This window comes from Paenibacillus residui (assembly GCF_042677205.1).
GTDB classification, from domain to species: domain Bacteria; phylum Bacillota; class Bacilli; order Paenibacillales; family NBRC-103111; genus Paenibacillus_L; species Paenibacillus_L residui.
Genome location: NZ_JBHTIU010000106.1, coordinates 17513 through 40790, shown reverse-complemented (window position 1 = coordinate 40790; position 23278 = coordinate 17513). Strand labels below are relative to the sequence as shown.

Here is a 23278-nt window from a genome sequence, read left to right as displayed (position 1 = left end):
CAAGGAATGCCAAATCTAATTCGGAGGATGCTCATATGAGAAAATTACCGATGATCATGCTGATGAGCTTGCTAATGTTGATGATTCCCTTGGCCGCATTGGCAGCCGTACCAAATCCGTCAGAGCCGGATGTGATTGTAGCGGCAAAGACGGCTGATGGTTACAATACCTATTTTCCTTCTATGGAGCAATTGCCGTCCGGCAAGCTTGTTGTAGTCTACTACAGTGCAACCGCACATCAAGGCACGAATGGCAGAATTGCTATGGTAGAGAGCACGGATGAAGGACTGACCTGGTCTCAACCGCGGATCATCATGGATACGCCTGAAGATGACCGCGATCCTTCCATTACCCTGTTGTCTGACGGAACGCTGCTTCTGAACTGGTTCAAACCTGATAACGGAGTCAATCAAGTATACGTATCCCGAAGCACGGATGAGGGCTTGACCTGGAGCGCGCCGACCAAGGTGCAAACGAATCTGATAAACGCTGCAGTTTCTTCCAAAATGGTTGAATTGGATACCGGAGAGCTCCTGCTGCCTATCTATGGCTCTTACGCCTCCGATCAAGGGGTTAGCCGATCGGTAGTTGTTCGCAGCTCGGACGGTGGCTTGACCTGGAATCCGTCGTTGGAAGCGACGATGGCCGAGCCGATACCCTTGCCTCAGCCGAATCTGTTTCCAGCTATCGGGTTTGTTGAACCGGTTATTGCCGATTTGGGCGGCGGGCACCTGATAAGCATGCACCGAACTTATTCAGACAGCGACAATGGGATTGCCTGGGAATCGGAGTCTTTTGATAACGGGCACACTTGGAGTGCCGCGGTCAGAACCACGATGTACGCCCACTGCTCGGATCTGCTTGTGCTCAGTAATGGTACTGTGCTTCATACGTGGGGAGACCGCAAATTTGACTTCAGCAGCGGAAGAGCTGTAGTAGGGCGGGTAATGGAGCCCGGAACCGATTGGGAGGACTGGGAGGATGCTCTAATTTATAAAAGCCCCGGCTCTACGGACATGGCTTATCCGAGTGCGGTTGAGCTTTCCGATGGGCGGATCTTTATTGTCTTCTACGATGCTCATTCCACCAAGGGCTTCATAGGCGGAAAGTATTTTAACCCGGAGGATGTAACGGTTGAGAAACGTACCGACCGTATGGAGCTGCTTGCCATGTATAATAGCGGAAGCCTGCAGATTGATACCAATATGACTTATGAGGATCCGGGTACTCCTAGCCGCGTGAATGTCAAACCAACAGGAGCCATTGATGGGGTGGCTAGCTTGAATTATGCTGCCTGGGGAAGCGTCCCCATGCCGCCGGAATCCTATTACTACACTCTTATTTTACCGAAAACTTACAAACTTAACGCTATCGGGATCAACTTGAAACCGCAAGCCGGAAGACCGGAGAGCGCGGTTGTCGAATATAAAGATGCGCAGGGTCAATGGCATTCCTTGTTTTCTTACACCGACGTTGTTCATGAGCAGGGGATTCTTGATATCCATGAATATGATCCGGGGCTTCTGGCCAAGGAAGTTAGGGTAAGAATTACGAAAGCGTCCGGGCAAGCGGTTCTGAGCGAAATAGCTTTGTACGGTGAGCCTGCGTTATCCCAGATCGATCTGCTGTCGCTATACAATAACGGCCAAATTCAAATTGATACCGATATGACTTATACATCGGGCAGGGTGGGCATTACCGGACCGCTGGACGGCAGTCTGGATTATTGGGATTCCGCCACGCGAAATTCACCTACACCGCCACCGGCATACTATACCGTTGAATTGGATACTGTGAGGGAGCTTAGTGCCATCGGGGTCAATTTGAAGCCCAGAGAGTATGCGGAGGACGCTATCGTATCTCTATCCGTAGACGGTACGACATGGACACCGGTCATTTCCTACACCGGGGCCAGGCACAACAGCGACAGTATGGAAATCCATCATTTCGACACTGTTCAAGCGGCCAAGTACGTTAAGGTGGAAATAACAAGATCCGAGGGCTGGCCTCAGCTGAACGAATTGAGGCTTTATGAAGAATACTAACACTCCTTGTAAAGATTCGTAGTTATACAACTATGGGGCAGGGGAAGAGGAGTTCCCCGTTAGGCCGGCTTTTATATAAACCATGAATAGGCTGCCTCTAATCGTCCTCTAGTCAGACAGGGCCATTGCCCCCCTAAATATTTAGGAAGACAATGGCCCTGCATTTTGTGTGGCAAAAAGACAGCGAATTTCTAGCTCGACGGTTGTTGAGTGAAGCGTAGAGGGGAGCATAATGATGAGACCAACTGCTGAACGGAAGATATCGAAGCTTACTTTGGGTACGGTGCAATTGGGGATTCCATATGGCATTAACAACCGGGAAGGCATGCTTACGGAGGAACAGGGGCTGCGGCTTCTGGAGCTGGCCTGGAGCGAGGGCATAACTTCATTCGATACTGCTGCGGGGTACGGCCGCGCGGAAGCGCTGCTTGGCCGGTTCAGCCGAGGCAAGAGTCCCTTCATTATTACCAAGCTGAAGACGGGAGTCGGCGGGAGGATTGATCCCGATAAGCTGGAGCAGAACATGCGTAAGGAGGCCATCGATTCCTTGAAACTGCTGGGTGTGTCCTCCATTCCGCTGTTAATGCTGCATAATACCGATGTTTTGAAGGAGCATGGGGACGCTATTGAGGCCGGCTTGCGATCCCTGCGTAAGGAAGGCTTAATCGAGCGTGCCGGCATTTCCGTTGCATATAACACCGAGGAAGAGTATTCGCTGATCGGCAGCCGTTTGCTTAACGATCTTTATGAAGCGGTCCAGCTGCCTATGAATTTGCTTGACCACCGCCCCTTGCGCAATGGCTGGCTGCGGAAACTGAAGGAGAGGGGAAAGCTGGTGTTTGTGCGCAGTGTTTTCCTGCAGGGTCTTATCCTTATGCAGCCGAATGAGCTTGGGAAAACGATGGCCAAGGCAAAGTCGCCGTTGATGGAGCTTCACGACCTGGCCGGGAAGTACAGGTTTCCGCTGCCCCAGATGGCGGTTTCGTTCGTCAGGGATTGCGGCAGCGTAGACAGCCTCATTATTGGTGCGGAAACAGAGGGGCAGATTAGGGAGAACCTGCGGCTGATGGCCGGACCGCCATTGCCTGAAGAGCTTAGGGAAGAGATCTTGAACCGTTTTGCAAATATAGATGATGCAGTCATCACCCCCCATTTGTGGGCGCCCCGCTAACATATAAAACTCGCCACTGTCGAAGAAACGAGACAGCGTATTTCTTTTTTTCTTTGGTTTGTGTATACTTTTATTAACCGTTTCTGCGGATTTTTATTGTATGTCATGAAGCTATTGTATATTGCACAGCTTTCACTACACTGGGGCCTTACTGAACTTATATTTAAATACAGCGGGAGCAGGTGACTTGTCATGAGTGACTCATCCATCAAATCGAAAGATTCCCCCTATTTCCTGATCCAGTCCGTGGACAGGTCGTTGACAATTCTGCAAAGCTTTATAGAGGAAAGGCGCCCTATGGGGGTAACGGAAATCGCCAAGCGGCTCGGGCTGCACAAGAGCGTCGTTCACCGTTTAATGCTGACCCTGCAGGCACATGGTTATTTGGAACAGGTTCGGGATACCGACAAATATATGGTAGGCCCGAAGGCATTTGAGCTCGGCTCCGTATTTACAGGCTCCACTTCCCTGGTAGATGAGGGCAAGCAGATACTAATGCAGGTGGTCGAGGAAATAGGCATGACTGCGCACCTGGCCATCCTTGACAGAGACTCCGTGCTGTATATGGTGAACGTGGAACCGGATCACTTCAAGTATTTATTTGGAGCCGTCGGACAAAGGAAGCAGATCTATAATACCGCCTTGGGTAAATCCTTGACTGCCTGGCTGCCGGAGGAAAAGACCAGGAAGCTGTTGGAAAACTGCAGCTTCGAGAAGCTGACAAGCACTACGATCGGATCGGTAGAGGAGTACTTGGAAGAGCTGGAGAGGGTAAGACAGAACGGTTATGCGATTGATAACGAGGAAGCGGTAGTGGGTGTGAGATGCGCATCCGCACCGGTATGTGACCGTGGAGGCGATGTCATTGCGGCAATCAGCGTCAGCGGCTATAACGTCTCGTATGAGCAGATCCATGAAATCGGGATCAAAATTAAGGGCCTCGCCGCACAATTGTCCCGCAGGCTGGGGTATTTTGGAGCAAGATAGGAATTGCAGCACCACAAGGATATGAACAACAAGCCGGAGTTCCCACAAGGAACCCGGCTTTTTTTCTAAATATAAGAAAGTATAAGCTTTAAGAGCTTATTCAGGTCATCCACCGGATTATGTAAAAGACAATCAATACAGCAGGTCTTTTTTGGAAAAAGACGCACGATGCCTAATTCTAGAGCGATAGTGCAGGTCTTTTTTGGAAAAAATCGCGAAATGCCTAATTCTAAAACGATAATGCAGGTCTTTGGAGCGATTTTTGCGGAATGGCCCCATTTTGTCAAAAAGACCTGCACATTTGAGCGTCCTTCGCTCTTTTTTGGGGAAAGGGGCGGATTTTAATGCACTTTTGCTCGTCTTTACGACTTCCTTACCGACCCGGATGCGGCATGAAGGCGATTTCATTCCGTGCTTGACACTAATTAGGGTCTATAATAGAATATAAGTAATAAAAGAGACTATGTCTCTCATTGTGATACGAACGACAATGGCATCTTTAGTCCTCCAACAACGGATCGGCCCGGTGTTCCTTTTATAGCTGCAGGTTCGCCTGTTTCTATACATTAATTATTATGACTTTTGGGGGGAGATGGATGAGAAGGTTTCGCCTACCGATTATGAGCGGACTGCTCGCGATCTTATTAATGGCCACGGCTTGCTCCGGTCAGCAGGGAAAGGGCACCGGATCAGAGGGGAATGCCGGGGGAGATGGGGACTCCAAAGAAAAGCCGGTCACAATCACTTATTGGATTGACCCGCGTTTCCAATTAATTGAGGGAATGGAAGATGAGACTAAAAATTACGGCGACTACGAGAAGATTCAAGCGCAAAAATTTATGGATCTTCACCCTCACGTAACCATCGATATTCAAACGCTTACATGGGATGATCTTCCAAAGAAAGTGCCTGTAGCTATTGCTGGCGGAACACCTCCGGATATTTTACGTGATTACCTTGGAAGAACTGCACAATACGCCTATGAAGGGGTGCTGGAGAATTTAGAAGACTTGCTGCCTAAGGAGGAGCTGGATGATTATATTCAGGATTACCTGGATTTGTATACCATCGATGGGCACCTTCATGCGCTCCCAGCCTATGCGTGGGCGGCAGGCCTTGTCGTCAACAAGGAATTATGGTCGAAGAAGGGCAAGGAGAATCTCCTGCCGACACCTGAAAACCCTTACTGGACGATAGAGCAGTTCGATGAGGCGATCCAAGCGATTGCCGAGAAGAATAAAGTCTTCCCTTATGCCGTACAGATTGCGGTTCCTCAGGGCGACCAAGGCATCCTGAACCTTCTCTGGGGCTTCGGAGCCAAGCTGTTCAAGGACGGCGATTACAGCAAGACAGCGTTAAACAGCCCGGAAGCTGTCAAGGCGCTGGAATATCTGGTCAAGCTGAACGATGAAGGCAAGCTGCAGCCGAGTGCCGTTACGACTCAAGCCGGGGAAATAGATACGCTGATGTGGCAGGGGCAGTTGGGCTCGGTTAGCGATACTTTGGCCGTCTGGGCGAGGCTGAATGCCGCCAAAGAAGAAGGCAAGACGAACGGGGAGCACGATCTGGTCATGGTCCACCAGCCTAATGACGAAGGAGTCAGCAATGGGGTTCCTGTAGGACCTACCGGATTCGCTGTATTCAAGCAAGATGACGAGTATAAATTGAAATGGGTTATCGAATTCCTGTTATACCTGAACAATACGGAGCATCAGCAGGTATATGCGAAGAGCGCTGGACAATTCCCGGTGAAGAAATCGGCCGGAGTCCCTATGAAGGATGACGCGAACTATAGGGTGCTGCAGAAAATCATTGAAGAACGAGGGCTGGAGGATATGGGCGTGACTCATCCGAAATATGCGGAATTCCGCGTTCTATTGCAGCCGGAAATTCAAGCGGTTCTATTAAAGCAGAAAACACCTGCTCAAGCGCTGGAGGATTATGAGCGGGCAGTCAATAAAATACTGGCGAAATAACATGGGGAAAAGTGTGGAATGCCTGGGTGAAGGGCATTCCTTACCCCTGTCTTAAGGTTTCGAGTGCTTAGGGGATAGAATAGGAAGGAGGGCATTAAGGTTGATCAGAAGAATCATACAGGCTAGATGGGCATATTTTTTTCTCCTTCCGGCTTACTTCTTTTTTGTCATCTTTACATTGTTGCCTTTGGTTCAAGGAGTAGGCTTCAGCTTATATGACGTTAAGCTGAACACAAGGAAATTCGTTGGACTGCAGCATTATGTTGCCCTCTATCATGACGACGCCTTCTGGAAAGCGTTAGTCAATACGCTGCTTATTACACTGGGCGTTGTTCCGGCCGTAGTCGTTATTTCTATCCTGGTAGCCGTAGTGGTTCATCCGTTAAACAAACATGTCCAGACCTTCTTCCGGATGTCTTTCTACATGCCAGTTGTAGCGAGCGGAGTAGTCCTCTCCATGGTTTGGCTTTGGATTTATAATCCCACTTACGGGCTTTTTAACTATTTAATCGGTCTGATAGGACTGGAGCCGGTTGCATGGCTGGGAACCCCCGGCAAAGCGCTCGTTTCGATTATTATAGTTGTTATTACCCTGGTGCTTGGCCAGCCTATCATTCTGTTTCTGGCTGCCTTAGGGGGAATCCCCCAAGATTTGCAGGAAGCGGCAATGATAGATGGGGCAAACAGCCGTCAGCGGTTTTTCCGGATTACGCTTCCTCTATTAAAGCCGACAACGCTGTTTGTTATGGTGACGCAGACGATAGCCGTTTTCCAGGTATTTGTCGTTATCATGCTCCTTACCAACGGGGGGCCGGCCAACGGGACGCAGACGATTGTTTACCGCATTTATCAGACGGCATTCGATTTTTTTAATTTCGGTTACGCCTCCGCGCTTGGTGTGGTTATGCTGGTCATTGTCAGCTTCCTGGCCTGGTTTAACTTCCGCTTGCTCGGACAGGACACGGAGTTTTGACTTCTGATAAGACCGCTGATGGAAAAGGAGGGCCCGTTAAGATGAATTACCGCAAAATGAGTGCGCCAGAAAAAGGCTGGAGTATATTGGGGTTGGCGGTCGTGATTGTTCTCGCCCTATTTTCCCTAATGCCGCTGTATTGGATGCTGACCGGCTCTTTTAAAATTTTGTCAGACACGATGAAGATACCTCCGGAATGGTTCCCGAAGTCACCGACGCTGGCCAACTATTATCAATTGTTTACAAATAATCCGGCCTTCCGCTGGTTGTTCAACAGCATTTTTGTTGCCGGCTGTGCGTCGATCGGGGCTATTCTTACCAGTACGACGGCGGGGTATGCTTTTGGCAAGAAGCAGTTTCCCGGGAAGAAGCAGTTGTTTTGGCTGATGCTGATCACGATGATGCTGCCGCATCAGGTTCTGTTGATTCCGCTCTACCTGCTAATCGCCGACTTGAAATGGATCAACACTTATGCCGGTCTGATCGTACCGTTTATCGCTTATCCGTTCGGGGTATTTCTGGTTAAGCAGTTTATGCAGTCCGTGCCCAACGAGCTTCTGGAAGCGGCCCGGATCGATGGAGCGGGGGAAATCCGAACGTTTATCAGCATAGTGCTGCCAATAATTAAGCCGGCGATCGGCGCACTGGGGATTTTCTCGTTCGTGGCGGTATGGAACGAGTATTTATGGCAGCTGGTCGTCACGGACAAGAGGGAAATGTTCACCCTGCCGCTTGCGGTATCGAAGCTGGCTTATGGGACGCAGAGCATTAATTTGGGGCTGGCAATGGCCGGGGCGACGGTCACTTTTATCCCTATGCTGCTGTTTTTCCTTGCTTTTCAGAGGTTTTTCGTCAAAGGAATTGCGGTAGGCGCCGTTAAAGGATAACGGTATTCCGGCTGAATCGGTGTGGCCCTTTAGAAAATACAAATTCAAGTTCAGAAGACCCCTACAAACTAACGAGGTGACGGACAGTGATAGAAACGATAGCTGGTATTCAAGCGGTTCTGGGGGAAGGGCCGACATGGGATGGACAGCGGGAAGTGCTGTATATGGTGGATATTATCGGGCAAACGATTTACGAATACGACCCGCATAGGGAGACGATACATAAGACCGCATTGAATCAGATGATCGGCGCACTCGTTCCTCGCCAGGCGGGCGGCCTGCTGCTGGCGCTTCAGCATGGGTTCCATACCTACGATCCGGATAGTGGAAAGCTGACGGCCATTCATGATCCCGAACAGCATCTGCCGGGCAACCGCTTTAACGACGGGAAATGTGATCCGGCGGGCAGATTCTGGGCCGGAACGATGTCGTTAACCGGGGAGAGCTTCCAGGGAGCCTTGTATCGCCTCGACGAAGACTGGAATGTATCGCGGATGGTGGAATCCGTATCCTGCTCCAATGGCTTGGCCTGGAGTCCGGACGGGGGCACTTTCTATTACATTGATACGCCAACGAGGGAGGTGGCTGCCTTTGACTATGAGGCGGCGACAGGAGCAATCAGCAGCAGACGGGTGGTCATCCGCTTGGAACAAGATCAGGGCTTGCCGGACGGCATGACGATTGACGAGGAAGGAATGCTTTGGATAGCTCATTGGGGCGGAGCCCGGGTGTCCAGATGGGACCCCGGAAGCGGCAGGCAGCTTGGACAGATTGAGCTTCCGGTTCCTTTGGTCACCTCCTGTACCTTTGGCGGCCCTAATTTGGATGAGTTGTATATAACTTCGGCACGAGTAGGCATGTCCGAGCAAGAGCTGGAGGAGTATCCGCTAGCGGGCAGCCTCTTCCGAACAAAGCCGGGAGTAAAAGGGATGCGAACGATTGCGTTTCAAGGATGAGAAGTTCTCAGTTAGTTAACCAACAATGCTTATATCTCCAGGAATGGTTAACCCAAGCTTTCCTGCCGTTCTCACGGCTCCTAACACTTTGTAAACATTTGCTGCGAAAATAATTGTAGGCGGGTTTGGCAGGTCAAGCCATTGGCTGGTCCCTGCCTTCCCATTTCCTCCATCTCCTGAATGACTTTGTTCAGGGTACCCCGGTAAGAAGTCCCCCTTTATCAAAAATACATACCTAACGAAATAATGACATCTTTACGTTGTTCAAAGTTTATTTCATAAGTTCCCGCCGTAAACGCTGCGCTCGATAATATCCGCCACTTCCGATTTATGGGCCAGATACGCTTCCCGAGACAGGCTGCCGTTTGCTAGACGTGCGTCCAGTTGTTCGGTCAATTCGGCGATTTGCAGATCGATGACGTTCTGTACATCGGCATTGTTAGCGGCGGCGATGTCAGCCAGTGATTTGCCATCATATAACGAATAGTAGACTTCCTCATCCGACGCAGCGCCAAGCGCATGAAGCAAAGGATCTCGAACGGCGGCGTCTTGCTGTGTTCCGTCGCCGCCGGAGATTTTGCTTAGAATTTTATATTTATCGACGCATGCTGCAGCGCTTTTCTCCTCATTCCATACGATGCCAATGGCGATGGCGGCAGCCATCGTACAGACGATCACAATTCGTTTGGAACTCATAAGTAAAAATCCTCGTTTCCGGGGCCGTATTATGTAAGCACTTTTTCCCCTGGAATACTTCTACGGATAGGATTTGATTTGGTTTCGATAAAATCGGCTGTTTTTGAAATAGGGTAAAAATATTGCACACTTCAGCTAAAATTTGAACCCGCACCGCTCTTCTTATTTCGCTAATATGGGTAGAAAGCAATGTAAGAAAGCGAAGGGAGCTTGTTATGGTGTGGAAAAAAGCGATTGAAGACGCCGTCGCCAAGACGTTAAACAACATCGACCGGTTCGGGGACCGATTCCCCCATGTCAGCCAAAACGGGGTTTACCGGCAAATCGAGAACAACGATTGGACGAACGGATTTTGGTCCGGCAATGTGCCGGGGAAAGCGGGAGCCGATAAAGTGTACGCCCGCTACGTCAAGGTCGAATTCCCGGTCAACGTCTGGGTCTTCCTTGATGAAATCGAAATTCTCGGCATTGACGGCAAGGCGAATGGAGCCGTAGTTTTGCCGCCGAGGCGGTAAAATATGATTTCCCGCGCGAGCTCAGAATTCGATGGCATCCGGCCTGACTTCCATGATATTGACTTTGGATGAGGATAGGGCATTCCATGACAAATTCTGCCGCGCCACGATTTATGCTAATTTATGTTTCGTAATAAAAGCCATGGACGCAGCGTTATTTTCACGCTGTGATCTGTGGCTTTTGCTTTTGAATCACTATATGACTGGTCCGTTATCTAGTGCAGCGGCATTGTCCCCGTTTGCTCATCGATCCGGCCAATCTCAATTGACAATGATAATCGTTATCAATTAAGATTATGGAGTCTAGAGAATTAACTACTGTTCGGAATAATGATGAATACTTCCGCCTAGTACTGGTCTAAAGGGGGAATAAATTTCATGGGTGCAGATGACCGCAGCTCTGTCACATCGTCAGATCGACCCTCCGGGATGAACTTGCAGCAGATTCGAGAGTATATGGAGAATCATTATCATGAGCCTCTGTCCATTGCGCAATTGGCTCATATGGCCAATCTGAGTCCAAAATATTTTGTGTATGCATTCAAAAAGACCTTTGGCCAAAGTGCCATGGATTACTTGACGGACCTGAGAATCAATCGGGCCAAACGATATTTGCTCGAATCGGAATATCGGATGCGTGAGATCGCCCATAAGGTAGGTTACAGCGATGAATTCTACTTTAGCCGGAAGTTTAAGAAAGAAGTGGGGATTTCCCCGTCCGAATTTGTCAAGAAACGAAAGATACGGGTTGCTGCATGCTCCCCGTCGGTTATCGGACAATTACTTGCTTTGAAGATCATTCCGGTGTCGGCTCCCTTAAATTCGAAGTGGACGCCTTATTACTACTATGCTTATCGTTCACAAATTGAAGTATGTCTGGAATATGACGGCCTCCGGGAAGCTGATTGGCGTCAATGGGTCAGGTCGCGGCCTGATGCCATTGTCGGGGATGTGCATCTATCGGAACATGTACGACGGAAGCTTGAAGATACGGCTCCGGCGCTTTTCCTTCCCTGTCCACCGCTGAATTGGCGGGAGCAGCTTCATCAGATTGCGTTGTTTCTTGGGAGGGAGGAGCAATGCAAGGCCTGGATTCAAAGCTATGAGCAAAAAGTGCAATTCGCGCGAAAACAGCTTGCCCCCGTTCTCGATACGGATTCATTTGTAGTGCTGCGTCTTTGCGGCGAAGTCCTGTACATATATTGCAATCAGGGAATCCATGATTTATTGTATTACGATTTGAAGGTGACGCCTGCTTATCCAGCGGAAGCTTTATATAATACAGAATTAACGATCGAACAACTGGACCGGCTTGATCCGGATCGTATTCTGGTCGCAGTCTGTCCCGAACCTGTATCACGGGCTTATTGGCTGTCGCTTCAGCATAACGAAGCATGGTGCAAGCTTAAGGCGGTGAATCGCGGACATGTTTATACCATTCCTTCCGATCCGTGGTTTGAATATTCGGCAACGGCTATCGACCGGATGTTGGATGAGATTTTGCTTTTCTTCACTGGCAAAAATCCAAAACGGATGTGGCGAAAGTCCATGGAGACTTCGATGAGCATCATATATAATCTCCCATATTGAGAATGATTATCATTGAGAGGAGATTTATGAATGCTGTACAAAATTCGTTCGACAAGGGGACGATTTGGAATCAGTGTGCTGCTGAGCATGAGTCTGCTAGCCGCATGCGGTTCCAATCAAACGGATATGAGCGGTTCAAAAGCGAATCCAACGGTTGCGGCAAAGAATCCCGAAGCTGCCGTTTCCGCAGAACGGGTATTTACCGATGAATTAGGACATGAGGTGATTCTGCCGAAACCGCCCGTCAGAGTGTTTGCTCCATATATGGAAGATGCGTTGCTAAGCCTTGGCGTTAAACCTGTTGCGCAATGGTCGAACGGAAACCAGGGTCATCGTTATTTGCAGAACGAACTGCAGGACATTCCAAAGCTTGATTTTTCAGGCGGGCTGCCGTCCTCGGAGGTGCTGCTGTCGTATAACCCCGACCTGATCATTCTGCATACGGCGAATTATGCGGATAACGGCGTTTATGAGAATTATTCCAAGATCGCGCCAACCTATGTGTTCAGCAACGCAGCGGGTGATGTCGAGAAATCACTCGAAATATTGGGAGAACTGTTAGGCAAGACCGATGAGGCCAAGCAAGCACTGGACAATTATCGCCGGAAAGTCGAGGACGCCAAAGCGGCTATCGAGAAGAACGCAGCAGACAAGAAGGTGGCGATCATCCGGTTTGCCAATAGAGGCGTGAGTTTGATGGGCGGGAATTACTTTTGCGGGTATGTCATTAATCGGCATTTGGGCATTGACATGACCAAGCTGACGGAGAACGAGAACAGCTTGAATTTCTCGTTGGAAATTCTTCCGGAATTGGATGCGGATTATATTTTCGTCATCAATGCTTATGGACAAGGGACGGAACGGATGAAGGAGATGACGGAAAGCAGCATCTGGAAGAGCGTTCCAGCCGTTCAGCGAGGCCATGTGTACGAAGTAAACGATGAATACTGGCTTGGAAGCGGCCTGATTGCATATGAGAAAGTCGTAGAGGATGTTGTAAGGGTGTTGTCGCCATGAACATGGACAGAACAGAAAAATACTGCATGCCCGGATGTGTTGAACAAGTTCTCTGCTCCAGCCATAAACAATTGGAATACAGGATTCTGATTGCAGTACCCGGTGAAGATCCTCCCGAGCGTGGTTATCCTGTAATTTATGCTCTGGACGGAGACGCGGTATTCGGAACCTTGGTTGAAGCGGCTCGTTTGCAAACCCGTAAACCTCATGGTTTTGATCCGGCCATGATCGTCGGGATCTGCTACCCGTCCAGAGAGCCGTTTGACCGGAACAGGCGCTATTATGACTTTACGACGCCGGCTCAAGCGGAGCACTTGCCGGAACGGCCGAACGGGTGGGAATGGCCCGATCTTGGAGGGGCGGATGCTTTCCTCGACTTTATGGAAGCGGAATTAATGCCGAAGATTTTCGGACAATATCCGGTTGATCGCGAGCGGCAAGCGATTTTTGGACATTCGCTCGGGGGATTGTTAGTTCTCCATGCCTTATTCAGCCGCCCGCAATTGTTCCAGCATTATATTGCCGGCAGCCCCTCGATTTGGTGGAACAACCGGGCGATTCTGCAGGAGAAAATAAAGTTCGAGACGACGCTGGCCGAAGCTCGTATCTACCCGCGCCTGTTGATAACGATAGGAGCCGATGAACTGGACTACATGGTCAAGGATGCGGAACAACTGGCGGAGAGCCTAGAGCCTCTTGCTGCCTGCGGATTTCATTCGGAAATGGTGAAATTCGCTGATGAAAACCATGTTAGCGTACTGCCTGCGGCCCTAAGCAGATTACTAAAATTTACACTGGGCGGAGCATAAGTGTCGGCCTGTGGGAGCCGGTCCAAACCGATCCAGGTGACCGTTCCTTATTCGATACGGTCACTTCGCATCAAACAGATTGCGGAACCATTGCAGCAATGGTTTTATAATTTCACGCGTCATCCAATGGATCGCCGGAGACACTACATGTCTCCACCCCCATCTCAACGGATAATATATGATGTGCATCCATAACCGCCCAAGCACGCGAAACAGCCATGCTACTGCAATGCCGCTATAGCGCAGCACCGGAAGCAGAACTTCCCGCCAGAACCAGCGTAAACCATGGTTCCATAATATAAATAGCGTACGATATATGCCGTAATACATGACAGGGTACAGGACATACTTCCACAAAAATATCAGAGTCGGTTTAATGGCGTGCTTCCATAGCCATTCAAGCGGACCTGAGGCAGCCTCAAACACAGGCACGATAATATACTTGATGAGTGCCAGCACGAACGGGATGATGATTTTGTTGAACAGCCATTCTATGGAAGGAGAAAGAACGTCTATAACAGCGCTAATCAGGCGAATCAACAGGTAGAATGGAAAATAAACAGCAAAGACAATACCGCGGAGTACGTATTTAATCGCTTTTGATAGAGCTTCCATAGGCGGTTACTCTCCTTCCGAATATGTAATAACAATTCAGCTAATCTTTGCCGGTGTACATCTTTCTTTATATATACTGCGGAATTATTTGGATGGTTTCATAGGAGCGTGTCACGGAAGCTGCAAAATCTTCCCCGGTTAATCGGCAGCTTCCAGTGTAACTTGGACACATAGATTTATAAGAATGAGGAGAACGGGTATGCCGGAATGGACAGAAAGAGCGAACAAGAATGAATCAGGTGTAGAAACGGCGAAATTGCGGGTAAGGCCGCTCGCTGCGATCTTAATTATGTTGGGAGGAACCGTAGCATTATTGCTCGGGATTGCGATCTCTGTTTCCTTTGGTGCTGCCGATATAGGGCTTGGCACTGTATGGGAAGCTATAGTCTGGTTTCATCCGGATATCACCCAGCATCAAATCATTCAAGAGCTTCGTCTGCCGCGTGTGCTTGGCGGAGCAATGGTGGGTGCGAGCTTTGCGGTAGCGGGCGCACTGATGCAAGGCATGACCCGCAATCCAATGGCAGATTCCGGAATACTCGGACTCAACGCCGGGGCCGGCTTCGTTCTGGCGATATGTTTAGCCATTTTTCCCGGGCTGCCGTTTATGGTTCTAATCTTATATTCATTCCTCGGCGCCGGTGTGGGAGCAGGGCTTGTGTTCGGTATCGGCTCGCTGGCCAAAGGGGGATTGACGCCTGTACGTCTTGTATTGGCCGGAGCGGCAGTCAGTACGCTTCTCGCAGCGCTAAGCGAAGGTATCGCCCTCTATTTCCGCATCGGGCAGGATTTGGCATTCTGGTATGCAGGCGGCGTGGCGGGCACGAACTGGTTTCAACTGAAAATCATGTTTCCCTGGGTTGCGGGAGCAATGCTCGCGGCGATCATGCTCTCCCGATCCGTTACCATGCTAAGCCTTGGGGAAGAGGTCGCTACCGGTCTCGGACAACGGACGGGGCTCGTCAAGCTTGCGGGAACAATCATCGTTCTCATTCTGGCCGGTTCCGCTGTTTCGGTAGTCGGCGCCGTCAGCTTCGTCGGCCTGATTATCCCGCATTTGACGCGGTTTCTGGTTGGAGTGGATTATCGTTGGATTATTCCTTGTTCTGCAGTGCTTGGCAGCTTGCTTGTCGTGTTCGCCGATCTGGGGGCCAGAATCATCAACCCTCCGTATGAAACTCCAATAGGGGCGCTGATCAGCTTGATCGGAGTGCCGTTCTTTCTATATCTGGCACGTAAACAGAGGAGGGAGCTCTCATGAAAACGGGGCAAGCCGTACCCTCCGCCCGAACTAGAACGGCCCGGGGGATAACCGTCATGGTCGTTCTGGCTGTGCTAATTATCGTTTCTTTCGTCATTAGCATGAATACCGGCTATATTCGCCTGTCTCCATGGGATGTACTCAAGACGCTGGCAGGCTTGGGCACGGAGAAGCAGTCGCTCGTATTGTTCGATTTCCGGCTGCCTCGCATTGTCCTGTCCATTCTGGTCGGTGCAGGATTGGCCGTGTCGGGCTGCATCCTGCAGGGCGTCTCCCGCAATGCGCTGGCAGATCCGGGGATTTTGGGGATCAATGCCGGGGCCGGACTCATGGTCATGCTGTTCATTTATTTCTTTCCGGCAACGACAGCGGCCCCGGTATTCCTGCTGCCGGTTCTAGCCTTGGTCGGGGCCGGGTTGACGGCCTTGCTGATTTACACGCTTGCTCACCAACGGCATGAAGGCGTCTCGCCGACCAGGCTAGTGCTTACCGGAATCGCGGTAGCTGCGGGGATTAGCGCGGCCATGATCGTGCTGACGCTTCGTCTCGATCCCGCCAGGTATCAGTTTGTGGCCACTTGGCTGGCCGGCAGCATCTGGGGAACGAACTGGACATTTGTCCTCGCCCTGCTGCCATGGATAGCTGCGCTTCTCCCATTTGTTTTTAGCAAAGCCCGGGTCATGAACGTATTGAACCTTGGTGAGCAGGCGGCGACCGGACTTGGCGCCCCGGTGGACAAAGAACGGCTTCAGTTGCTTGCCGCAGCAGTAGGCTTGGCCGGTTCCTCTGTGGCAGTGAGCGGCGGGATCGGATTTGTCGGCCTGATCGGTCCGCATTTGGCCCGCCGGCTAGTCGGCCCGAAGCACGAGCTGCTGCTGCCGGCTTCGGCTTTGACCGGAAGCTTGCTGATGATCTTGGCCGATACGATCGGACGCTGGATCTTCCAGCCGGCGGATATTCCGACAGGTATTGTCGTTGCGGTCATCGGTGCCCCGTATTTTTTGTATTTGCTGGCGAAGGCGAAAGCCGGATAAGCAGTCCGGAAGCGAGGCCGGATTTGAAGAAACGGCGGTTTTGCAAGATCATCCCAGGCAGAATATGACCTTATTTGGTAAAATAGAGAAAATGTTCATCCTCATGGATGATTGCCAAAAAGGAAGTGGTCATGTAATGATCATTGCTACCAAATTGCATATTCCCCGGCCACGAACTGCGCTTATTACGCGTCCTCGTCTCATCCATCGTTTAAAAGAAGGACTGAATCGCGCACTCACGTTGGTCACAGCCCCTGCAGGATACGGCAAAACCACACTGCTCAGCGAGTGGGCGGAAGTGTTGGAAAGCCCCGTCGCCTGGGTATCGCTGGATATGGGAGATAATGATCGATTGCGCTTCTGGGCACATACGATTGCGGCGTTGAAACAAGCTTACCCGGCCTTCGACGAACAGGCTGTGCTTCGTCATGCTGCGGAAGACGCATCCGGTTACTCGCTGATTGCCGCACTCGTTAACGGGCTGCATCGCTTATCGCAGACGATAGTACTTGTGTGGGATGACTTTCACCAAATCGAAGAACCAACGCTGCTGAAGGGAATCATCTACCTGCTGGAACGACTTCCTTCTCACGTTCATCTCTATATCGCAAGCCGAATTTCACCATCGCTTTCCCTTTCCAGAATCCGGGTGGGAGATGGGCTAAATCAATTAGAAGCGAGTGATCTGCGTTTCGATCCGGAAGAGACGAGCGAATTTTTCACAAAATGCTCCGGGGTGGAATTGTCCAGCGTAGAAACGGCAGCCGTTCAGGAACGAACGGAAGGGTGGGTAGCCGCCATGCGGCTGGCTGTCTTGTCATTGAACGACAATTTCGATCCAGCCGCGATTATCCGGAAGATGACGGGAACGGAGCGTGACATTTCGGATTATTTCTTCGAAGAAGTGTTATCCCGGCAGCCTGAAGCGCTGCAGCAATTTCTGCTTCAGACGTCAATCTTGCAGCGGATGAGCGGCGAACTTTGCAAGGCGGTTACCGGAATGACCGAAAGTGCCGCATGGCTGCATTGGTTGGAGCAGGAGAGCCTGTTTATTGTGTCTTTGGACGAGCAGAGGAATTGGTATAGGTATCATCATTTGTTTCAGCATTTTTTGGCAGGGCAGTTGAAAATAAAAGAACCGCAGTTATGGGAGACGCTTCATATCGCGGCAGGAAGATGGTTAGAGGAAAACGGATATCCTCATGAGGCGGTAGAGCATTATTTGACGGCAGCGAGTTATGAAGATGCGCTTGTTATATTGGAAGCGATGGCGCCGGAGTTGATGATGAACGAATGGACGATGCTCTGCAAGTGGCTAAGCGATATTCCCGATTCGTTGTTGTTTGCCAAGCCGATGATGCTGTTGACTAAACTCGCTTCCCAGTATTTAGCCGGGCATACCGAGGCAGCCACGGACGGGTATTGGCGGGCGATCCGCAAGCTGGAAGAGGACGCAGGCTCCCTTCATGCCGACGAATCCGAGACGCTGCAAGCCGGCCTGGCTTTTCTGGCTGCATTCCGTACGTTTTTGGATCGGGATTTCGAATATGCCGTTCAATTCTCCAAGGAATTTGTTGAGAGACACCCACAAGGTGATTTATTCATCGGCTTTGGCAACGATTCGGACGGTTACCATCCCGTTTGGGACATCTATGTATCGGAAGACAGTCTTCGATTGGCCGATCAGGTACTGACACCTTTATTGTCCATTTGGTCCAAAACACAAAATGTATATTTTGTCGCTCACCTGAGTATAGATTTCGGAAAGCTGCAGTACGAAAGGAATCGCCTGGATGAAGCCAGGACGTATATGCAGCGGGCATACGATATCGGAAGATCCAATGACAACCCCAGCCTTGCTGCGACAGCCTCGCTGTGGCTTGCCCGCATTGCTGCGGTGCAAGGCAACTGGGAAATTGCAAGCTCTATACTTCAGGAGTTGACGGAACATACGGCTCCGAAGGTCAAGCCCCATTTGTCCAGGAAAATCATATGGTTCCGGGCAATGCAGGGCAGGATGCAAGGGAAAGAGAAGCCGGTGAGGCAATGGCTGCGAATGAGCGATCTTCGCTCCGGGGATGAAATTCCGTTATCGATGATCGGGGAATATGACTTGCTGGCCACCCTGTTGGCAGAGCAGGGGAAGACAGAGGAAGCAGTGGCTTTAACGGAACGGCTCATCCTCATCGCGAGCCAGGCAGGACGGCAAAGCGACAAGATCCGTTTGCTCATTCATAAAAGCCGGTTGCTTTCTTTGCAGGGCAAGCATGTACAGAGCATGGATGCGTTGGAAGAGGCGCTCGCCTTGGCTTGGCCCGAAGGGTACATACGCACCTTTGTTGATGAAGGGGTACCGATCGGGCAATTATTGAGTCGATTTATACATTTGCGTCAAAATCAACATCACCGTCCCGGAAGAAAAGTTCCTTTACCTTACGTGAAACGACTGCTGCGGCTCATCTCTCCAATCGAAGGAGGGAGGTCGGTTTCCAACGAGGGATACATGCCTTCTATAACCTCCAAAGAACAAAGTGTTCTTCGGCTTATGCAGACCGGGATGTCAAACAAGGAAATTGCGAATGAATTAAACGTTTCGTTATCGACCGTTAAAACTCATATTAACAATATCTATGGCAAACTGCAGGTCAATAGCCGTTTGCAAGCTTTGGAACGTGCCAGAACACTCAAGCTGTTCTGATCCGTTCCTTCTTTTTTTTGCGGGGATTATCTCCACCCCCCTTGCTCCACCCCGGATCGTTTTATGACAAGAGGGGTTGATCACAACCGGGAGGGAAGTTTGTATAATCTTCTGGATGAAGCCGTTAAGAGCTCAAAGAGAGGAGGGGTTGTAAGAGATGAATCCACGTGGAAAAAGCATGAAACAATCATACAAATGCAATAGGAGGAGCGGCTTGGCGAGGTTATGCATCTCTTTGCTGCTCATACAGTCGTTTCTGATCGCGGTACCTTTTGACAATGTATCCGCTCAAGGGAGCTTTCATCCAGCCCTGAGTGATCGTTGGGGCGGGGGCCAGCAAATCGCGGGAGGGCGGTACCATTCCTTAGCCTTAACATCGGATGGGGAAGTGCTCGCTTGGGGATCGAATCAAAGTGGCAGAACTACGGTACCTATTGAAGCGCAGTCCAATATTGTCCAGGTGAGCGCAGGACAGGATCACTCCCTGGCTCTTACATCTGACGGCAAGGTCATTGCCTGGGGAGGGGGAAGATTTGGCGAAGCTGATGTACCCGAGGAGGCGAAAAGCGATATCGTAGCGATTGCATCAGGTAACAGCGCCTTCCATTCGTTAGCCCTCACATCGTCGGGGAAAGTCATTGCCTGGGGCAACAATTCTTATGGTGTATCGGATGTGCCGGAAGAAGCGGAACGTGGCGTTGTAGCCATAGCGGCGGGGTATAGGCATTCCTTAGCATTAACTTCAGCTGGTGAAGTGGTTGCATGGGGAGGAGACCCGTACCAATCTGGAGTGTTGGATATCCCCAATGAAGTGCAAGGTCATGCAGTGGCCATTAGCACAGGAAAGCATCATTCTTTGGCGTTAACTGCTTCGGGCAAGGTGGTTGCTTGGGGGAGCAACGATTATGGACAATCGTCTGTGCCGAAAGAGGCGGAAAGTGGTGTCATCGCCATTGCGGCAGGGAGAGCGCATTCTCTTGCCTTGAAATCTGATGGTTCGGTCATTGCCTGGGGCATTTCCAACGGTTCGTGGGATGACTACGGACAAACGGTTGTACCCGAAGCTGCGAAAAACGGTGTGATTGAGATTGAAGCGGGATATGAATATTCCCTCGCCCGAAAAGCGGATGGAACGATCGTTGCTTGGGGGGATAACGGATCGAGACAGATCGATGCGCCGGCACGTATCGCTGCGCCCGTGAAAGCAAAAAAACTGGCTGCGGGGGCAGCTCATTCTCTCGCTTTAACATCCGATGGCAAGGTGTTCGGTTGGGGACTCAATCTCGATAAGCGGCTTGATATCCCTGCAGATTTACAAGCTATGCAAGCGATTGGCACGGAGTTTTCTTATTCCCTGGCGTTACAAGCCGATGGTTCGATTGTCGGCTAGGGAGACAATAGGTATTTAGACATTCCAGATGAAGTGCAAGGGCGGACAGTTTCAATTAGCACTAATTTATATCACGCGTTAGCGCTTACGTCAAACGGTAAAGTCTTTGCTTGGGGTAGGATTTATGGGAATGAGGAAGATAAACGGCTCGAAGTACCAGACGATCTGGAAGATGCGATCGCCGTTAGCGCAGGACAGAATCACTCCCTAGCGCTAAAGGCAGATGGAAAAGTGGCGATTTGGGGGGATAATATCGATAACCTGTTGGATATACCAGGTGATTTGCAGGATGTAAAAGCAATTAGCGCAGGAGGTTATCATTCCTTGGCGCTACAAACGGACGGTACCGTGGTCGCCTGGGGATCTGATAAAAATAACCAGCTAGATGTGCCCGAAAATTTACAAAATGTTGTGGCCGTCAGTGCAGGCCTCATGCATTCCGTCGCTTTAAAGTCGGACGGCTCGGTGGTCGCCTGGGGAGATAACACATTTAACCAACTCGAAGTTCCTTCTAATTTGCGTGACGTTGTAGCGATTTCGGCAGGTAATTATCACACGCTAGCCTTGCAAGCAGACGGAACAATTGTCGGCTGGGGCCATAATGCCTCCGGTCAACTCGATATTCCAAGAAGCGACCTCGTAACGATGGAACTAAGAGATCAGAGCGGGGAAGAAGTAGAGCTTCCATTTGATACTGCACAGCAGGAATACACGGTTTTAATTGACAATCATGTTACATCGGTGAACGTGCTTGCGACACTGGAAAACGCGGAATATGCCGATGTGTATGTGAATGGCGAGCGACAGTCTGATCCGGCAGAAGGAGTCAATATACCAGTAACCGACGAGCAAACGGTCATTAAAGTGGAAGTATCCCCGTACATGAAACAAAGTAAAACATATACGGTCACTCTGACAAAAGAACCGGAGCCGCCCGAGCAAGTCGTCAAGCCGGTTGCTAGTCCAGTCGGCGGTGAAGTCTCGCTGGGAACCAAGGTAACATTGAGCACGGCGACCGATGGAGCGACGATCTATTACACGACGGATGGAAGCGATCCGACCCGCAGCAGGATCGAGTATACCGCGCCAATCGAACTGACAATGAAGATGACGATTAAGGCGATTGCGGTGAAGGAAGGCATGCTCGACAGCGAGGTAATGGAGGAGCATTATACCATCCTGCCCCCAGAGCAAGTTGCGAAGCCAATTGCAAGTCCTGCAGGCAGTACGGTTCCATCAGGCATCAAGGTGACGTTAAGCACGGTAACTGAAGGCGCGACGATTTACTACACAACAGATGGCAGCGATCCGACCCGCAGCAGGATCGAGTATACCGAGCCAATCGAAGTGACAACGGAGATGACGATTAAGGCGATTGCGGTGAAGGAAGGCATGCTCGACAGCGAGGTAATGGAGGAGTATTATAAGATTACGCCGCTACCTGCACCAGCGAATCTGACCGCTTCGGCGGGTGATCGTTCTGTTACCTTAAAGTGGGAAGCTGTCACGGGAACAGGTAGCGTGACTTACGCGGTTTATCAAGTGGAAGGCACATCCGCACCTGTCGATCCGGCGAACTGGAAGCTCACCCAATCGAATGTTACAGCGAATTCCTTCATCGTCACGGGATTGACGAACGAAATGGCCTATTCGTTTGCCGTTAAAGCTATCTATGCAGAAGGCGTCAGCGACTTCTCCAACAAAGCAACGTCGACGCCAAGGGCGGCAGGAGGCGTTTCCGGCCATTCGGGCATTGTTGTCGGCCCCATCTTATCCGGCAACGCTGATCTGGCAGATCTGCAAGTATGGGCCAATGATCAGAAGCTGAAGCTGGACCCATCGTTTGCTTCGGAAACGACAGATTATACAGCACGGACAGAAGCCAAACGGGTCGAGATTGTGGCGAAACAGGAGCACTTCGGGGCGAAAGTGATGCTGGAGGATAATGTCTTTACGGACAGCATCCGAATCGATTTGGAGGAAGGTAATAATACGGTTGTGCTGACGGTACAAGCGATGAACGGGACGAAGAAGAAATATACGTTGACCATTTACCGCGAAACGCCAAAGCCAACCGAACCGGTCATTAAATTTACGGACATCGCTGGACATTGGGCGGAAGGCTTCATCAAGCATGCCGCGGCTAAAGGCATCGTCTGCGGTTATCCCGACGGAACGTTCAAACCGGACCATCCGGTCACTCGAGCCGAGTTTACAGTGATGCTGGCTGGCGCATTGAAACTGAAAGGTGAAGATGCCGCGCTTACGTTCACCGACAACGAACAAATCGGTGAATGGGCAAAACAAGCCGTTGCACAGGCGGTAGAGTCAGGAATTATTGAAGGATACGATGATGGCAGTTTCCGGCCGAACAACCGCATCAGTCGTGCAGAGATGGCGGCGATGATCGCCCGGGCGCTTAAACTGCAGCTTAACGCTGATGTGTCAACCGGATTTGCCGATAACGAGACGATACCGGAATGGGCAAGAGGTGCGGTCGAGGCGATTCGCGAGCTGGGCATTGTCGATGGCCGTGGCGAAAACCGTTTCATGCCGAACGAAACGGCTACCCGCGCGGAAGCAACGGTGATGCTGCTTCGGATGTTAGAACACAAATAATCGAGTAACAATCGTCGTGTAAAATAGACATTCGATGAT

General features: G+C 50.6%; 18 protein-coding genes. 16 read left to right on the top strand and 2 right to left on the bottom strand.

The genetic code is table 11. The features are described 5' to 3' along the window. Window positions 1-35: 35 nt before the first annotated feature. The 7 genes from ACFQ03_RS24470 to ACFQ03_RS24440 all read left to right on the top strand — a co-directional run bounded on the left by ACFQ03_RS24470 (window position 36) and on the right by ACFQ03_RS24440 (window position 8995). Window positions 36-2045: an exo-alpha-sialidase gene (locus ACFQ03_RS24470; RefSeq protein WP_191964362.1), complete on the top strand. Its 2010-nt coding sequence runs from the start codon at window positions 36-38 to the stop codon at window positions 2043-2045. Window positions 2046-2277: 232 nt separating this feature from the next. Next, complete coding sequence (locus tag ACFQ03_RS24465; protein WP_379291597.1) at window positions 2278-3216, top strand: aldo/keto reductase; 939 nt, start codon at window positions 2278-2280, stop codon at window positions 3214-3216. A 192-nt stretch (window positions 3217-3408) separates the two neighbouring features. Further along, complete coding sequence (locus ACFQ03_RS24460; protein ID WP_144933447.1) at window positions 3409-4203, top strand: IclR family transcriptional regulator; 795 nt, start codon at window positions 3409-3411, stop codon at window positions 4201-4203. Between the two features lie 596 nt (window positions 4204-4799). Then, the gene (locus ACFQ03_RS24455) at window positions 4800-6179 is read left to right on the top strand and encodes an ABC transporter substrate-binding protein (RefSeq protein ID WP_186328203.1); all 1380 of its coding nucleotides are present in this window, start codon (window positions 4800-4802) and stop codon (window positions 6177-6179) included. A gap of 100 nt (window positions 6180-6279) precedes the next feature. Beyond that, window positions 6280-7152 (top strand): carbohydrate ABC transporter permease, encoded by an 873-nt coding sequence (locus ACFQ03_RS24450; protein ID WP_191964361.1) that lies wholly within the window; start codon window positions 6280-6282, stop codon window positions 7150-7152. A gap of 41 nt (window positions 7153-7193) precedes the next feature. Beyond that, window positions 7194-8039 (top strand): carbohydrate ABC transporter permease, encoded by an 846-nt coding sequence (locus ACFQ03_RS24445; RefSeq protein ID WP_379291593.1) that lies wholly within the window; start codon window positions 7194-7196, stop codon window positions 8037-8039. Window positions 8040-8128: 89 nt separating this feature from the next. Further along, on the top strand, window positions 8129-8995 hold the full coding sequence (locus ACFQ03_RS24440; protein WP_144933511.1) for an SMP-30/gluconolactonase/LRE family protein: 867 nt from the start codon (window positions 8129-8131) through the stop codon (window positions 8993-8995). A 276-nt stretch (window positions 8996-9271) separates the two neighbouring features. Here ACFQ03_RS24440 and ACFQ03_RS24435 read toward each other — a convergent pair whose 3' ends face one another. Beyond that, on the bottom strand, window positions 9272-9691 hold the full coding sequence (locus ACFQ03_RS24435) for a hypothetical protein (protein ID WP_144933452.1): 420 nt from the start codon (window positions 9689-9691) through the stop codon (window positions 9272-9274). A gap of 215 nt (window positions 9692-9906) precedes the next feature. Here ACFQ03_RS24435 and ACFQ03_RS24430 point away from each other — a divergent pair, with 215 nt between their 5' ends. The 4 genes from ACFQ03_RS24430 (at window position 9907) to ACFQ03_RS24415 (ending at window position 13622) form a co-directional block, all read left to right on the top strand. Further along, window positions 9907-10206 carry a hypothetical protein gene (locus ACFQ03_RS24430; protein WP_144933453.1) on the top strand — a complete coding sequence of 100 codons (300 nt, stop codon included), beginning with the start codon at window positions 9907-9909 and terminating at the stop codon, window positions 10204-10206. 378 nt (window positions 10207-10584) lie between these two features. Further along, window positions 10585-11796, top strand: coding sequence for an AraC family transcriptional regulator (locus ACFQ03_RS24425; protein ID WP_144933454.1), 1212 nt, complete (start codon window positions 10585-10587; stop codon window positions 11794-11796). Window positions 11797-11826: 30 nt separating this feature from the next. Next, window positions 11827-12813 (top strand): ABC transporter substrate-binding protein, encoded by a 987-nt coding sequence (locus tag ACFQ03_RS24420; RefSeq protein ID WP_144933455.1) that lies wholly within the window; start codon window positions 11827-11829, stop codon window positions 12811-12813. Continuing rightward, window positions 12810-13622, top strand: coding sequence for an alpha/beta hydrolase (locus tag ACFQ03_RS24415; RefSeq protein WP_225312699.1), 813 nt, complete (start codon window positions 12810-12812; stop codon window positions 13620-13622). Before ACFQ03_RS24420 ends, ACFQ03_RS24415 begins: the two co-directional genes overlap by 4 nt. Window positions 13623-13682: 60 nt before the next feature. On the opposite strand, the gene ACFQ03_RS24410 is transcribed toward ACFQ03_RS24415, so the two are convergent. After that, complete coding sequence (locus tag ACFQ03_RS24410; protein WP_144933456.1) at window positions 13683-14237, bottom strand: hypothetical protein; 555 nt, start codon at window positions 14235-14237, stop codon at window positions 13683-13685. Window positions 14238-14436: 199 nt separating this feature from the next. On the opposite strand from ACFQ03_RS24410, the gene ACFQ03_RS24405 reads away from it, so the two are divergent. The 5 genes from ACFQ03_RS24405 (at window position 14437) to ACFQ03_RS24385 (ending at window position 23239) form a co-directional block, all read left to right on the top strand. Then, window positions 14437-15498, top strand: coding sequence for a FecCD family ABC transporter permease (locus ACFQ03_RS24405; protein WP_150959977.1), 1062 nt, complete (start codon window positions 14437-14439; stop codon window positions 15496-15498). Continuing rightward, the gene (locus ACFQ03_RS24400) at window positions 15495-16532 is read left to right on the top strand and encodes a FecCD family ABC transporter permease (protein WP_144933458.1); all 1038 of its coding nucleotides are present in this window, start codon (window positions 15495-15497) and stop codon (window positions 16530-16532) included. The genes ACFQ03_RS24405 and ACFQ03_RS24400 overlap by 4 nt, the downstream gene beginning before the upstream one ends. A gap of 136 nt (window positions 16533-16668) precedes the next feature. Further along, entirely contained in the window at window positions 16669-19230 is a 2562-nt protein-coding gene (locus tag ACFQ03_RS24395; protein ID WP_150959976.1) for a LuxR C-terminal-related transcriptional regulator, read from the top strand. Between the two features lie 214 nt (window positions 19231-19444). After that, the gene (locus tag ACFQ03_RS24390) at window positions 19445-20620 is read left to right on the top strand and encodes a hypothetical protein (RefSeq protein WP_379291587.1); all 1176 of its coding nucleotides are present in this window, start codon (window positions 19445-19447) and stop codon (window positions 20618-20620) included. A gap of 33 nt (window positions 20621-20653) precedes the next feature. Further along, window positions 20654-23239: a chitobiase/beta-hexosaminidase C-terminal domain-containing protein gene (locus ACFQ03_RS24385; RefSeq protein WP_379291585.1), complete on the top strand. Its 2586-nt coding sequence runs from the start codon at window positions 20654-20656 to the stop codon at window positions 23237-23239. The last annotated feature ends 39 nt before the right edge of the window (window positions 23240-23278 follow it).